We start from the raw sequence: 14,473 nt of genomic DNA, 5'->3' as shown, positions 1-14,473 counted from the left end.
GGCTGACACTGCCGCCGGAAGCGCCCACCGCCGACCCCGCTCAGCAGGCCATCGGCGGCGGGCTACCCTCCCGCTCAACCGAGGGGGCACGGTTACCGGCGGGATGCCGGCAGCATAGCGGATGGGACCTGAAATGGGACCAAAATGAAGCCCCCCGAAAAACACGAGTAATCTCAAGTGTTTACGGGACCAAACTGGCGGAGGGGATGGGATTCGAACCCACGATAGGAGTTATCCCCCTATAACGGTTTAGCAAACCGCCGCCTTCGGCCACTCGGCCACCCCTCCAGCGCATGTCCAGGCCCCATGCGGAGCGCCTGTTTACCGACCAACATGCCCTGCGTCAAACCACCTTCCCGCCCCGGCCTACCTCCTGCCTGGACCAACAGGGAAAACGGCGACGGAGAAGTCGGGCAGGTTGCGAACTTCCCTGCCGGCAAGCCGCGATCCACCATCCGCCGCGCCTCGTCCAACCAGGGAGTTACGATCGCCGCCCCGATCGCGCTGCCGCCCCCTCCCGAAGCAAACCAGGGCCTGCTCAACCCACTGTCCGTGCGCGATCGGCGCCGGGCCGGCGCGGCAGTCCCCCCTGTCCCGCCATCGGTGCCACCCGGACGCAACGTCTCGACCGGCCTGGCCCCACCCGGCATGCTGCCCCCCGACAGGCCGCTGCCCGAATGCTGCGCCCCCACCGCGCGGCGCGGATGCGGCACGACGGCCCGGCGGAAGGCCGATACGGGGAGGAAAACGACGTGCGGGCAGACGAGGCGGCATCCGTCAGGACCGAAGGCGCCCTGCATCCGGCATGGCCACGATGAGCGGCGCGGGCACCCGGGCGCCGCGTGGCGGGGTCGTGCCGGCGACGCGCCGCGTGATGAACCTGTCGCACTTCCTGCGGCAGGCGGCGCGCCGGCATGGCGACGCGATCGGGTTGGTGCGCGGCGAGGCGAGCTGGCGCTGGGCCGAGATCGACCGGCGCGTGGACGCGATGGCCCATGCCCTGGCCGCGCGCGGCATCGTCAAGGGAGACCGCGTGCTGGTGCAGTCGCGCAACGTCAACCAGATGTTCGAATCGATGTTCGCCTGCTTCCGCCTGGGCGCGGTCTGGGTGCCGACCAATTTCCGCCAGACCCCGGCCGAGGTCGCCTGGCTCGCGGAATCGAGCGGCGCCGTGGCGATGATCTGCCAGCATGACTTCCCCGACCATGTTGCCGCCTGCCGCGCGGCGGCACCGGGCATCGCCACGGTCGTCTCCATCGGTCCCTCCGGCGTCCCCCCCTCTGGCAGTCCCCCTGGCAATCCCCCTGGCAGCCCCCGCGGCGGTTCCGCGGGCGACGACGGCGGCTTCGGCGAGGACTACGACGCGCTGGTGGCGCGGCACCTCGGCACCCCCTTCCCCGCCGCCGATGTCGAGCACGACGATCCCTGCTGGTTCTTCTTCACCTCCGGCACCACCGGCCGGCCGAAGGCGGCGGTGCTCACCCACGGGCAGATGGGCTTCGTCGTCACCAACCATCTCTGCGACCTGATGCCGGGCACCACGGCGGCGGATGCCTCGCTGGTGGTGGCGCCGCTCTCGCACGGCGCCGGCATCCACCAGCTCACCCAGGTGGCGCGCGCCGCGAAGACCGTGCTGCTCGCCGGCGACCGCTTCGACCCGGCCGAGGCCTGGGCGCTGGTGGAGCGCTGGCGCGTCACCAACCTGTTCACCGTGCCGACCATCGTGAAGCTGCTGACCGAGCACCCCTCGGTGGACCGCTTCGACCATTCCTCGCTGCGCCACGTGATCTATGCCGGCGCGCCGATGTACCGCGAGGACCAGAAGCACGCGCTGCGCAAGCTGGGGCCGGTGCTGGTGCAGTATTTCGGCCTCGGCGAGGTGACCGGCAACATCACCGTGCTGCCCCCCGCCCTGCACAGCATCGAGGACGGCCCGCAGGCGCGCATCGGCACCTGCGGCTTCGAGCGCACGGCGATGCAGGTCTCGATCCAGGACGGGCAGGGCCGCGAGCTGGCGGCGGGCGAGACGGGCGAGATCTGCGTCTGCGGCCCCGCCGTGTTCGCCGGCTACTACGACAACCCCGAGGCCAACGCGAAGTCCTTCCGCGACGGCTGGTTCCGCACCGGCGACCTCGGCCACCTCGACGCGGAAGGCTTCCTCTACATCACCGGCCGGGCCTCGGACATGTACATCTCGGGCGGCTCCAACGTGTATCCGCGCGAGATCGAGGAGAAGCTGCTGACCCATCCGGACGTCACCGAGGTCGCGATCCTCGGCGTGCCGGACCGGGAGTGGGGCGAGGTCGGCGTCGCGGTCTGCGTGGCGCGGCCGGGCTCCGCGCCGGACGAGGCGGCGCTGCTCGGCTGGCTGGACGGCAAGGTGGCCCGCTACAAGCTGCCGCGCCGCGTCTTCTTCTGGGAGGCGCTGCCGCAGTCCGGCTACGGCAAGATCGCCAAGAAGCTGGTGCGGGAGGAGCTGGTGCGGCGCGGCTGCCTGGAGGCGCCGCCTGGGCCCTGAGCCGCGCCCCTGCCCGCCCGGCGCGTTGCCGCATTCGAGCTTGATCTCAGGCGGCGTCCGTGGCCAGCTTGGTTGCGAACAATCCGGGTAGTTCACAATCGCCATGCTGGAGCCAGCCGAGGCCCTCAACGAGTCCGCCGGCGCGGAGGAGACGGCCGCGCCGACGCGCAGCCGCGCGCCGGAGCAGACCCGCCGGGCGATCCTGGACGCGGCGATCGCCGAGTTCGCCGAGAAGGGGCTGAGCGGCGCCCGCGTGGACGAGATCGCCGCCCGCACCGCCACCACCAAGCGGATGATCTACTACTACTTCACCAGCAAGGAGCAGCTCTTCGCCGCCGTGCTGGAGGAGATGTACGGCGGCATCCGGGAGGCGGAGCGCGGTCTCGTCCTCGATACGCTGCCGCCGGCGGAGGCGATGCGCCGGCTGGTGGAGGTCACCTTCGACTACCACGCGGCGCACCCGGAATTCGTGCGCCTCGTGGCGGTGGAGAACATCCACCACGCCAGCCACATCGCGCAGTCGCCGACGATCGGGCAGCGCAACGCGACGGTGATCGGCACGGTGCGGACGCTGCTCGAACGCGGCGTGCGGGAGGGTGTCTTCCGCGCCGGGGTGGATCCGTTCGACCTGCATATGCTGATCAACGGCTTCTGCTTCCACCGCGTCTCCAACCGGCACACGCTCGGCGTGATCTACGGCCGCGACCTGACGGCGCCGGAGCAGGCGGCGGCGCAGAAACGCATGATCGTGGAGGCGGTGCTCGGCTATCTGCGGCCGGAAGCGGCGGCTGGGGCGCCCGCCGCGCCGGCACCGTAGCGGCCGGCGCCCGGTGGCGCGCCGGCCGGCCACCGTGCCGGCCCGCATGCTGGGCCGTCAGTCGCGCGGGGCCACGGCTTCCCGCAGCACGTAGGTATAGAAGCGCACCGAGCCGTCCGGCATCGTCTCCCGGTACAGGCCCTGCACCTCGTTCTCGAAGCCGGGGAATTCGTTCGCGGCGCGCTCGAAGGCGCGCAGGTACTCGATCATCGGCCGCGCCGCCGGCCCCAGCCGCTCGCCCGGGATCACCGTCGCGATGCCTGGCGGATAGACCAGCCAGAGCGTGACCGCGACGCGGCCGAAGGTCTCCTCTAGCGGCACGTAATCCACCCGGTTGCGCACCAGCTCGCGCACCGCCTCGTGCGGCGGCATGGCCAGCTCCGGGAAGTGTTCGGCGCGGAACTGCGCCGCCTGGAGCTGGCTGACGTTCTGGTCGCGGTAGAAGGCATGCATCTCGGCGCAGAGGTCGCGCAGCCGCAGCCCCGCGTAGCGCTTCGGCCGGCGCGCGACGAAGCCCGGGATCACCTCCTCCAGCGGCGCGTTCTCGTCGTGCAGCTTCTTGAAGGTGACGAGGTGCGAGAGCAGCGTGCCGGCCTTGCTGCTCTCGCTGCCGGGGGTGAGCAGGAAGAGCAGGCTGTTGAGGTCGTTCTTCTCCGGCACGATGCGGTTCTGCCGCAGGTACTCCGCCACCACCGGCGCCGGCACGCCATGCGCGTCGTAGCCGCCCTCGCGGAAGCCCGGGGTCAGCACGGTAAGCTTGTTCGGGTCGGTCATCGCCCAGCCCGCCGGCACGTCGCCGAAGCCGTGCCAGTCCTCGCCCGGGCGGAACTCCCAGAATTCGGGGCGCGAGGCGAGCAGGTCGGTCGGCACCTCCTCCCAGGCCGTGGGCACGCCGTCGAGCGGCACGGTCTTGGGCACGAAGGGCTCGAAGAACCAGCGCCGCGCCGGGTCGCGCTCGCGCTCGGCCACCTCGCGCGCCGTCAGGCGCAGCTTCTTGCGCATCTCGATGCCGAGGCGGATCGTGTCGTCCCACAGCACCTCGCCCGAGCGGCCCTTCATCATCTGCGCGCCGACGTCGAGCGAGGCGAAGAGCGGGTAGAACGGGCTGGTGGAGGCGTGCAGCAGGAACATCTCGTTGAAGCGCCGGTGCCCGACGCGCCGCGCCTGCTGGCCGAGATGGCTGTCCTTCACGTGGATCTGCGAGGCCTGCGAGAAGCTGGCGAGCTGCTTGTGGGTGCTCTGCGTCACCATGATCCCCGGCGAGTCCGGGCCGAGATTCTCCAGCCCCATGCCGAAGCGGCCGCGGAACAGCGGGTGGAACTTCATGAAGCCCGCCCAGGCCTCGTCGAACAGGATGTAGTCGCAGAGATGGCCGACGCGGCGGATCACCTCCTCGGCGGAGTAGATCGTGCCGTCGTAGGTGCACTGCTCCAGCACCGCGGCGCGGAAGGGGCGCGGGCGGCGCCAGGCCTCGGGGTCGCGCACCAGCGGGTTGCGGCGGATGGCGTCGCGCAGGAATTCCTCGTCCAGCGCGCCCTGGCGCATCGGCCCGATCAGCCCATGCGGGTTGCGCGCCGCCTCGACGAAGACCGGCACGGCGCCGGAGAGGAACAGCGCGCCGTGATGCGCCGCCTTGTGGTTGTTGCGGTCGAACAGCACGAGGTCGCCCTCGGCCAGCACGGCGGAAAGGGCGATCTTGTTCGAGGTGGAGGTGCCGTTCAGCACGAAGTAGGTGCGCTCGGCGCCGAAGATCTTGGCCGCCTCGCGCTGCGCGGTCAGCGCCGGGCCCTCGTGGGTCAGCAGGTCGCCGAGCTGGAGGACGGAATTGTCCAGGTCGTCGCGGAAGATCGCCTCGCCCAGATGCTCGACGAAGATGCGCCCCACCGGGCTGCGGCTGTAGAACATGCCGCCATTGTGGCCGGGGCAGGTCCAGAGCTGGTTGCCCTGCTCGGCATAGTCCGCGAGCGCGCCGAAGAAGGGGGTCTTCAGCGTCTCGGCGTACTGGCGCAGCCGCGCCACCAGGTTCTTGGCGATGAATTCGGGCGTCTCCTCGGCGAGGAAGACGAAGCCGTCCACGTCGTCGAGCACGTCCACCGGGATGTCCTCCAGCCGGCGGCGGCGCACCAGCAGGAAGATCGGCACCTCGGTGCCGCGCCGGCGCACCAGCGAGATCAGCGAGGCGGCCTTGCCCTGGAGGCCCTTCTTGCCCCAGTCCACCACCACGCAGCCGATCGCGGCATCGGTGCGCACCACCAGCTCGGCATCGTCGTCGCGCCGGGCACGCAGCACGCCGTAGCCCATCCCCTCGATCTCGGCGAGGATCTGGCGCAGCCGCGCCCCCTCCAGATCGGCCTCGTCGAAGGCCGGGGCACAGACCAGGAACTTGAAGCGGCGCGCGTATTCCATCCGGGGCTCCCCTGGCCGGCGGCAGCCCACCGGCTGCCGGACCCTGTGACGGGCCCGGGGCGCCGGTTCAAGCGGAACCGATGTGATACTTGCGTGACAGGCGCCCCGCCGCCGACCCGCCCCGCCCGCGGCCTCAGCCCATCGAGTCGAAGTGCCGGCGCATCCGCTCCGCGTCCGGCTCCAGCCCGGTGAAGTGGCGGAACGCCCCCACCGCCTGGAACACCGCCATGCCGCCGCCATCGAGGGTGCGGCAGCCGGCGGCGCGGGCGGTGCGCAGCAGCTCGGTCTCCAGCGGGAAGTAGACGATGTCCGAGACCCAGAGCGCCAGCCGCAGCAGATCGGCCGGCAGCGGCATGCCGGGGCTCTTGGCCATGCCGAGCGGCGTGGTGTTGACGATCCCGTCCGCCGCCGCGACCGCCTTCGCCACGTCGCCCGCCACCACGGCGCGGCCGGCGCCGAAATGCCCGCAGAGCGATTCGGCCAGCGCCCCGGCCCGGCCGGCATCGACGTCGACGATGGACAGCTCCCCGACGCCCAGCGTCAGCAGCGCGTGCGCCACCGCCGAGCCGGCGCCGCCGGCACCGAATTGCACGACACGGTGGCGCGCCACGTCCGGCAGGCCACGGCGGAAATTCTCGGCGTAGCCGTACCAGTCCGTGTTGTGGCCGACGGCCTTGCCGTCGCGCAGCACCACGGTGTTCACCGCGCCGAGGGCCCGCGCATCGTCCGAGAGCCCGTCGAGCAGCGGGATCACCGCCTGCTTGCAGGGATAGGTGATGTTGAGCCCGTCATAGCCGAGGCGCCGCGCGGCGGTGATCAGCTCGGGCAGCGCCTCGACGCCGAGGCGCAGCTCGGCGAGGTCGATCAGCCGGTAGATCAGGCGCAGGCCCTGCTCGGCGCCCTCGCGCTCATGCATGGCCGGGGTGCGCGAGGCCTGGATGCCGTAGCCGATCAGGCCGGCAAGCACGGCGGGGCTGGCGTCGGAAATCATGCGGCTTGTTCCCGGGAATTGGCGCCGGCGGCGCCGTGGGGCGAGGAAAGGGGGAGCGTGCGGCGGAACGCCACCGGAGGGGACGGGCGGGAAAGCGACGGAAGCGCGGCCACCCGGAGGGAGGCGGCAGGGCCCGGCCCCTCTTTCCGCCGACGGGCGGCGAACGGATGCTGCCATCGCCGCGATCGCAAGCGTATCGTGCGCACCGGGCGCCGGGGAACGGCGCCTGGCCGCCCTTCGGCCGGATTCGGGATCGGGTGCATGGTGCCGGCGCCTCCTCCATCTTTTTTCCGCTTGCGCCGCTATGGACTATCCGGTACGTACCGGTCAACAGCTTTTCACCATCCGGTACGTACATCAACGCTATCGGGTGCAGGCAGCCCGGGTCGGCAACGTCCGGCCGGGTAAGGGAGAATGGACGGATGTCCTTGAAACGTCGCGATCTCGGCGCCGCCATGCTCGGCAGCCTCGCCGTCCTCGGCGGCCTCGCCCCGCGCGATTCCCGTGCCCAGGGGAACTCGGCCCAAGGGAATTCGGCCCAGGGGGCCGCCACCCAGGGGGCCGGCTCGTTCCCCGGCACCCGCCCCGTGACCATCGTGGTGGCCTGGGCCCCCGGCGGCTCCACCGACTTCGTGGCCCGCGTGCTGGCGCAGGCACTCTCGGCGACGCTGCCCGGCAACGTGGTGGTGGACAACCGCCCGGGCGCCAGCGGCACGATCGGCCATGGCAGCGTCGCCCGCGCGCGGCCCGACGGCTACACGCTCCTGCTCGGCGTCAACAGCACCTACGCCATGGCGCGCCACCTCTTCCCGCAGCGCGGCTACGACGACGAGCGCGCCTTCGACGGCATCGGCAAGGTGGCGACGACGCCGATCTTCCTCTGCGTCAACAAGCAGCTCGGCGTGCGCGACATCGCGGGCTTCGTGGCGAAGGCCAAGGCGGCGCCGCGGCAGATGAGCTACGGCTCCTCCGGCGCCGGCAGCTCCGCGCATCTCGCCACCGAGCTGTTCCTCTCCATGGCCGGCATCCAGGTCGAGAACGTCACCTATCGCGGCGGCGCGCCGGCGGTGCAGGCGCTGATCGCCAACGAGGTGCAGATGGCCTTCGTGGACGCGGTGACGGCGCTGCCGCTGATCGCCTCGGACCAGATCGTGGCCCTCGGCGTCAGCTCGAAGGAGCGCAACCCGCTGGCGCCGAACGTGCCGACCATCGCGGAATCGGGCTTCCCCGGCTACGAGTGCACCTCGGACTTCGCGCTGCTCGCGCCGCACGGCACGCCGGCCGCGATCATCCAGAAGCTGCACGGCGCGCTGGTCGCCGCCGCGAAGGACCCGGAATTCGTCAAGCGCCTGGAGCAGAACTCGGTCTTCCCCGCGATCGGCTCGCCCGAGCAATGGCCCGCCCAGCTCGCCGCCGAGTCCAGGAAATGGGGCGACCTGATCCAGGAGCGCGGCATCCGCCTGGAGTAGCATCCCGCCTTCCGGCCGGGCGACCCGGCCGGGACCGCCCGAGACAGCCCCGGGGCAAGCAACGAAACGGAAGGCAACACCATGGCCGAACCCTGTGTCATCTCCGTCGCGATCACCGGCTCGGTGCCGCGCAAGAAGGACAACCCGGCGGTGCCGGTCACGCCGTCCGAGCAGATCGAGAGCACGCACGCGGCCTACGAGGCCGGCGCGTCGCTGGTGCACATCCACGTCCGCAACCCGGACGAGAGCCCCTCCTCCGACCCCGCCCTGTTCGGCCAGGTGCAGGAGGGGGTGCGCCGGCACTGTCCGGGGATGATCATCCAGTTCAGCACCGGCGGTCGCGGCCGCGACCCCGCCTCGCGCGGCAACGCGCTGGAGCTGCGGCCCGACATGGCCTCCCTCTCCACCGGCTCGGTCAACTTCCCGACCATCGTCTACGAGAACTCCGCCGCGCTGGTGACCGACCTCGCCACCCGCATGCAGGCGAATTCGGTGCTGCCGGAGATCGAGGTGTTCGACCTCTCGCACATCCACGGCGCGCGCCGCCTCGTCGATGCCGGGCTGATGAACCCGCGCCCGCACGTGCAGTTCGTGATGGGCGTCAAGAACGCCATGCCCGCCGAGGAGCGCCTGCTCGACATCCTGCTGAACGAGCTGCGCGTGGTGCTGCCCGAGGCGACCTGGACGGCGGCCGGGATCGGCGTCAACCAGTCGCGGGTGATGGAATGGGTGCTGGCGCGCGGCGGCCACGGCGTGCGCACCGGCCTTGAGGACAACATCCGCATCAGCCGCGACCGGCTCGCCGCCAGCAATGCCGAGCTGGTCGCGCTGGCCGCCGAGATGGTGCGGCGCAACTGGCGCGAGGTGGCGACGCCGGCCCAGGCGCGCACCCTGCTCGGCCTGCCGCAGGCGGCCTGACGCCGGGGCGCGGCGCCGGGGACGCGGCGAGCGGGGCGACCTTGCGCTGGATCAAGGCGCCGCCCGCCACGCCATGCGAGCCTCGGCGGCCTGCCCGCCATCGCGCAGGCCGGCCCGTCGCAGCCCTGCCACGACCGTAAGGGACAAGGAAATCCCATGAAGGATACAGCCGAATTCTTCCAGCGGGACCGGAGCCTGCAGCCGCCCGCCTTCACGCCGGTCTACAAGACCAGCGTGCTGCGCTCGCCGCGCCTGGCGCTCTGGTCGCTGCAGAACTCGCTCTCCGAGGTGACCGGGCCGGTCTTCGGCCATGACGAGCTGGGCGAGCTCGACAACGACCTGATCCTCAACTACGCCAAGACCGGCCAGCCGATCGGCGAGCGCATCATCGTCCATGGCCGCGTGCTGGACGAGAACGGCCGCGCCGTGCCGCACTCGCTGGTCGAATTCTGGCAGGCCAACGCGGGCGGCCGCTACCGGCATAAGAACGACACCTACCTCGCACCGATCGACCCCAATTTCGGCGGCTGCGGCCGCTGCATCACCGACGAGAACGGCTACTACTACTTCCGCACCATCAAGCCCGGCGCCTACCCGTTCCGCAACCGGGTGAACGACTGGCGCCCGGCGCACATCCACTTCTCGCTGTTCGGCAGCGGCTTCGCGCAGCGTCTGATCACGCAGATGTACTTCGAGGGCGACCCGCTGATCCCCCACGACAGCATCCTCAAGGTCATCCCCGACGAGGCGGCGCGGCAGCGGCTGGTGGCGAAGCTCGACCTCAACAACACCGTCCCGCTCGACACCATCGCCTATCGCTGGGACATCGTGCTGCGCGGCAAGCGCTCGACGCTGTTCGAGAACAAGCTGGAGGGGAACTGAGCCATGCTGCACCCGACCATCGAGCTCCCGCTGCACGAGACCGCCTCGCAGACCGCCGGTCCCTACGTGCATATCGGCCTGATCCCGCACCAGGCCGGCTTCGACATCTTCGAGAAGAACTTCAGCAACGTGCTGGTGAAGCCCGAGACCAAGGGCGAGCGCATCCGCCTGGAAGGCCGGGTCCTGGACGGCACCGGCTCGCCCACCAAGGACATCCTGCTGGAGATCTGGCAGGCCAACGCCGCCGGCCGCTACAACCACCCCGCCGACCGTCAGGAAGGCAAGGCGATCGACCCGGCCTTCCGCGGCTGGGGCCGCACGGGGACGGATTTCGAGAGCGGCGTCTGGCACTTCGAGACGATCAAGCCGGGCCGGGTGATCGGCCGGCACGGCCACAAGCCGATGGCGCCGCACATCAACCTGTGGCTGGCCGCGCGCGGCATCAACATCGGCCTCAGCACGCGCATCTACTTCTCGGACGAGGCGGAGGCGAACGCCGCCGACCCGGTGCTGCGCATGGTCGATCCGCCCGGGCGGCGGCAGACGCTGATCGCCGAGCGCAGCGTGCGCAACGGCGCCGTGGTGTACACCTTCGACGTGCGCCTGCAGGGCGAGGGCGAGACGGTGTTCTTCGACGTGTGACGGCGACGCCGGGCGCGCCGGGATGCCGCCGGCGCGCCCGCGACGAGGCCACGGCCGCAGGCCGCCAGCGGCCTCAGCCGCGCAGCGCCGCGCGCATCGCCGCGGCCAGCGCGCCGGGCGCCTCGGCCAGCCGGTCCGCCCCGGCCTCCTCCAGCTCCTCCCGCGTGCCGTAGCCCCACAGCACGCCCACCGCGCGCAGCGCGTTGGCATGGGCGCCGGTGATGTCGTAGCGCCGGTCGCCCGCCATCACCGCGCGTCCGGCATCGATCCCGTGCTCGGCCAGCACGTGCGCGAGCAGCTCCGGCTTCCGCGCCCGCACCCCGCCCGGCTGCGCGCCGTGGATGCCGCGGAAGCGGCCGTCGAGGCCGAGATGCGCCAGGATGCGCCGCGCGAACACCTCGCGCTTGGAGGTGGCGAGGTAGAGCGTGGCACCGTCCGCCGCCAGCGCGTCCAGCGCCTCGGGAATGCCGGGATAGGGCGTGCTCCGCAGCAGGGCGACGTGCTCCTGGTGGTCGAGATAGGCGGCGCGGTATTCGTCGAAGCGGGTCTCGCCATAGGGGCCGAGGAGCAGGTGCGCCACGTCCTCCAGCGGCGGGCCGATGACGAAGGTGAGGTCGAGCGACGGGTCCGGCTCGTGCCCGAGGGCGCGCAGCGCGGCCTGGTGGCTGGCGATGATGCCCGGCCCGGAATCGATCAGCGTGCCGTCGAGGTCGAGCAGCGCCGCCCAGGGCTGGCTCATGCCGTTCTCCGTCCGATGAGGTGGCCGATGAGGAAGCGCAGCATGCCCCAGAGGCGCGGCCCCGTCAGCGCCAGCAGCGCCAGCAGCAGCAGCGTCGCCGAGAGCGGGCGCGTCAGGAACACGCTCCAGTCGCCCTGGCTGATGGTCAGCGCCTGGCGCAGCGCCTGCTCGGCCATGGGCCCGAGGATCATGCCGATCACCACCGGGGCGGTGGGGAAGTCGAAGCGGCGCATCAGCATGGCGACGAGGCCGATGCCGTAGAGCAGCACGAGGTCGATCACCGAGTTCGAGATGCCGTAGGTGCCGATCGTCGCGAAGACCAGGATGCCGGCGTAGAGCAGCGGCGTCGGGATCCGCAGGATGCGCACCCAGAGCCCGACCAGCGGCAGGTTCAGCACCACCAGCAGCACGTTGGCGACGTAGAGGCTGGCGATCAGCGTCCAGACCAGCTCCGCCTGCGAGGTGAACAGCATCGGCCCGGGCTGGATGCCGTAGCTCTGGAAGGCGGAGAGCATGATCGCGGCGGTGGCGGAGGTGGGCAGGCCGAGGGTGAGCATCGGCACCAGGATGCCGGCGGCGGCGGCGTTGTTGGCCGCCTCCGGCCCCGCCACGCCCTCGATGGCGCCCACCGTGCCGAACTCCTCGGGGTGCTTCGAGAGCTTCCGCTCGGCGTAGTAGCTCAGCATGGTCGGCATCTCGGTGCCGCCGGCCGGCATCACGCCGAAGGGGAAGCCGAGCAGCGCGCCGCGCAGCCAGGGGCCGACGCTGCGCTTCCAGTCGGCGCGCGACAGCCAGAGATGCCCGACCGGGCGGATCTCCTGCCGCCCCTCCACGTGGTTCCACGCCAGATAGAGCGTCTCGCCCACCGCGAACAGCGCGACCGCCACCAGCACGACGTTGACGCCGTCGAGCAGCTCCGGGATGCCGAAGGTCAGGCGCGGCTGTCCCGTCTGCAGGTCGATGCCGACGAGGCCGAGCAGCAGGCCGAAGAACAGGCTGGTCAGCCCCCGCAGCGGCGAGCCGCCGAGCACCGCCGAGACGGTGACGAAGCAGAGCACCATCAGGCAGAAATACTCGGCCGGGCCGAGGCGCAGCGCGTACTCCACGATCAGCGGGCCGAGGAAGCTGATCCCCAGCGTGCCGATCGTGCCGGCGACGAAGGAGCCGATCGCGGCGGTCGCCAGCGCCGGCCCGGCGCGGCCGTTGCGCGCCATCCTCGCCCCCTCCAGCGCGGTGATGATGGAGCCCGACTCGCCCGGCGTGTTGAGCAGGATCGAGGTGGTGGAGCCGCCATACATCGCGCCGTAGAACACGCCGCAGAACAGGATGAAGGCGCCGGTCGCCGGCACCTGGAAGGTGATCGGCAGCAGCAGCGCGATGGTCAGCGCCGGGCCGATGCCGGGCAGCACGCCGACCGCGGTGCCGAGGAAGCAGCCGAGCAGCGCCCAGCCGAGATTGCCGAGGGTGAGCGCGTGGCCGAAGCCCGTCGCCAGTCCGGTCCAGACGTCCATTGTCGCTGGCAAGGCTACAGCCACCCTTCCAGGATGCCGGCGCCGATCGAGACGCCGAGCACACGGTCGAAGCCGAGATAGGCGGCGAGCGTCACGGCGAGGCCGATGGCGAGGTCGCGCAGCGGCCGGCGGGAACCGAAGGCGCGCGCGACCAGCACGAACTGCCCCGTGGCCGCGACGACGAAGCCGAGCCGGTCGATCAGCAGCAGGTTGACGGCGAGCCCGGCCAGCAGCCAGGCGAAGGCGCGCCGGTTGGGCGGCGGCGCCTCCCGCACCTCGGGCAGCGCCGCCGACCAGCCGCCGCGCAGCGCGCTGGCGGTGAGGCCGCAGCCCAGCAGCAGCAGCCCGGCGGCGACGAGGTAGGGCACCGCCTTGGGGCCGAGCTGGGCATAGACCGGCGAGGGCGGGATCGCCGCCGCCTGCCACAGCGCCAGCCCGCCGAGGGCGAGGATGCCGAGCCCGACGGCGAAGTCGGGCCAGGCCGCGCGCGGTTCCGGCCTCACGAGGCCAGCCCCAGCTCCTTCAGCACCGTCCCGGTGGCCTCGGTGTCGCGGCGGAGGAAGCTTTCGAAGTCGGCGCCGGTGAGGAAGGCGTCCTCCCAGTCGCGGGTGCGCAGCAGCTCGGCCCAGGCCGGCAGGGCGTGGATCTCGGTCATGAGCTGCACCAGCGCCGCATGCTGCGCCGGTTGCAGCCCGGGCGGGGCGAAGACGCCGCGCCAGTTGGTCATGACGATGTCGAGGCCGCTCTCCTTCAGCGTCGGCACCTCGGGCAGGACGCGGCGCTCGCCGGTGGTGGCCAGCGCGCGCATCCGCCCGGCCTTGATCTGCTCGGCGAATTCCGAGAGGCCCGAGATGCCGGCCCGCACCTGCGCACCGAGGATCGCCGCCTGCGCCGGGCCGCCGCCGGCGAAGGCGACGTAGGAGGCCTCGCGCGCCGAGCGGCCGAGCGACTTCAGGATCAGCCCGAGCGTGATGTGGTCCGTCCCGCCCGCCGAGCCGCCCGCGACGGAGACGGCCCCGGGCCCCGCCCGGAACGCGTCGAGCAGCGACTTCAGGTCGCGGAATTCGCTCTCGGCCGGCACCACGACCACGCCCGATTCCTCGGTGAGGCGCGCGACCGGCGAGACGTCCTTCAGCCCGACCGGGGAGCGGTTGGTGAGCACGGCGCCCACCATGATCGAGCCCGAGACCATCAGCGCATTGGGCCGGCCGCGCCGCTGCGACACGAAGCGCGGCAGGCCCACCGTGCCGCCGGCGCCGCCGATGTTCTCGAACTGGAAGCTGCCGACCAGGCCGGCCGGGCGCGCCACCTGCTCGATGGCGCGGCCGAGCCCGTCCCAGCCGCCGCCGGGGCCGGCGGGGATGAACATGGTCATGCTGGCGAAGCGTGCCTCGGCCCGCGCCGCGACGGCGCCGCCGAGGACGGGCAGCGACGCGGCGGCGACGGCGAGGAGATGGCGGCGGCTCGGCATGGCGTCTTCCTCCGGATTCCCGGATCGGCGGTCCTTTCCGCTACGCCCCGGCCCCGCCAGCCTACAGCGAACCGCAGTCCGGTTGGGACTGCGGTTCGCTGTAGCTCGT

12 protein-coding genes and 1 tRNA gene are annotated in these 14,473 nt (G+C 71.8%); 6 read left to right on the top strand and 7 right to left on the bottom strand.

The features are described from left to right. Positions 1-195: 195 nt before the first annotated feature. Positions 196-288 (bottom strand) — tRNA-Ser (locus tag M0638_RS07015). A 526-nt stretch (positions 289-814) separates the two neighbouring features. Between M0638_RS07015 and M0638_RS07010 the strand changes: the two genes are divergently transcribed. Both M0638_RS07010 and M0638_RS07005 read left to right on the top strand, forming a co-directional pair. Beyond that, complete coding sequence (locus M0638_RS07010) at positions 815-2,518, top strand: acyl-CoA synthetase (RefSeq protein ID WP_248666250.1); 1,704 nt, start codon at positions 815-817, stop codon at positions 2,516-2,518. Between the two features lie 103 nt (positions 2,519-2,621). After that, complete coding sequence (locus tag M0638_RS07005; protein WP_248666249.1) at positions 2,622-3,335, top strand: TetR family transcriptional regulator; 714 nt, start codon at positions 2,622-2,624, stop codon at positions 3,333-3,335. Between the two features lie 57 nt (positions 3,336-3,392). Here the strand turns inward: M0638_RS07005 and M0638_RS07000 are convergent, their stop codons facing one another. Next, positions 3,393-5,741, bottom strand: coding sequence for an Orn/Lys/Arg family decarboxylase (locus M0638_RS07000; RefSeq protein ID WP_248666248.1), 2,349 nt, complete (start codon positions 5,739-5,741; stop codon positions 3,393-3,395). Between the two features lie 133 nt (positions 5,742-5,874). Next, positions 5,875-6,732, bottom strand: a complete 858-nt coding sequence (locus tag M0638_RS06995; protein WP_248666247.1) for a shikimate dehydrogenase — start codon at positions 6,730-6,732, stop codon at positions 5,875-5,877. Positions 6,733-7,154: 422 nt separating this feature from the next. On the opposite strand from M0638_RS06995, the gene M0638_RS06990 reads away from it, so the two are divergent. From M0638_RS06990 to pcaG, 4 genes are all read left to right on the top strand, one after another. After that, on the top strand, positions 7,155-8,201 hold the full coding sequence (locus M0638_RS06990) for a Bug family tripartite tricarboxylate transporter substrate binding protein (RefSeq protein WP_248666246.1): 1,047 nt from the start codon (positions 7,155-7,157) through the stop codon (positions 8,199-8,201). 81 nt (positions 8,202-8,282) lie between these two features. Beyond that, on the top strand, positions 8,283-9,119 hold the full coding sequence (locus tag M0638_RS06985; RefSeq protein ID WP_248666245.1) for a BKACE family enzyme: 837 nt from the start codon (positions 8,283-8,285) through the stop codon (positions 9,117-9,119). Positions 9,120-9,275: 156 nt separating this feature from the next. After that, positions 9,276-10,001 carry a protocatechuate 3,4-dioxygenase subunit beta gene (pcaH, locus tag M0638_RS06980; RefSeq protein ID WP_248666244.1) on the top strand — a complete coding sequence of 242 codons (726 nt, stop codon included), beginning with the start codon at positions 9,276-9,278 and terminating at the stop codon, positions 9,999-10,001. 3 nt (positions 10,002-10,004) lie between these two features. After that, positions 10,005-10,643 carry a protocatechuate 3,4-dioxygenase subunit alpha gene (pcaG, locus tag M0638_RS06975; RefSeq protein WP_248666243.1) on the top strand — a complete coding sequence of 213 codons (639 nt, stop codon included), beginning with the start codon at positions 10,005-10,007 and terminating at the stop codon, positions 10,641-10,643. Between the two features lie 73 nt (positions 10,644-10,716). On the opposite strand, the gene M0638_RS06970 is transcribed toward pcaG, so the two are convergent. From M0638_RS06970 to M0638_RS06955, 4 genes are read right to left on the bottom strand one after another with little or no spacing between them, the layout of a single operon-like run. Then, a complete protein-coding gene (locus tag M0638_RS06970) occupies positions 10,717-11,382 on the bottom strand; it encodes an HAD hydrolase-like protein (protein ID WP_248666242.1) in 666 nt (221 codons plus the stop codon). Continuing rightward, on the bottom strand, positions 11,379-12,905 hold the full coding sequence (locus M0638_RS06965; protein WP_456316028.1) for a tripartite tricarboxylate transporter permease: 1,527 nt from the start codon (positions 12,903-12,905) through the stop codon (positions 11,379-11,381). Before M0638_RS06965 ends, M0638_RS06970 begins: the two co-directional genes overlap by 4 nt. A gap of 2 nt (positions 12,906-12,907) precedes the next feature. After that, a complete protein-coding gene (locus M0638_RS06960; protein ID WP_248666241.1) occupies positions 12,908-13,396 on the bottom strand; it encodes a tripartite tricarboxylate transporter TctB family protein in 489 nt (162 codons plus the stop codon). Further along, positions 13,393-14,364, bottom strand: a complete 972-nt coding sequence (locus M0638_RS06955) for a Bug family tripartite tricarboxylate transporter substrate binding protein (RefSeq protein ID WP_248666240.1) — start codon at positions 14,362-14,364, stop codon at positions 13,393-13,395. Before M0638_RS06955 ends, M0638_RS06960 begins: the two co-directional genes overlap by 4 nt. Positions 14,365-14,473: the final 109 nt, after the last annotated feature.

This window comes from Roseomonas acroporae (assembly GCF_023223525.1).
Lineage (GTDB): Bacteria > Pseudomonadota > Alphaproteobacteria > Acetobacterales > Acetobacteraceae > Roseomonas_E > Roseomonas_E acroporae.
Note: the sequence above shows the minus strand (reverse complement) of the source record. Positions and strands in the feature narration are given on the sequence as shown.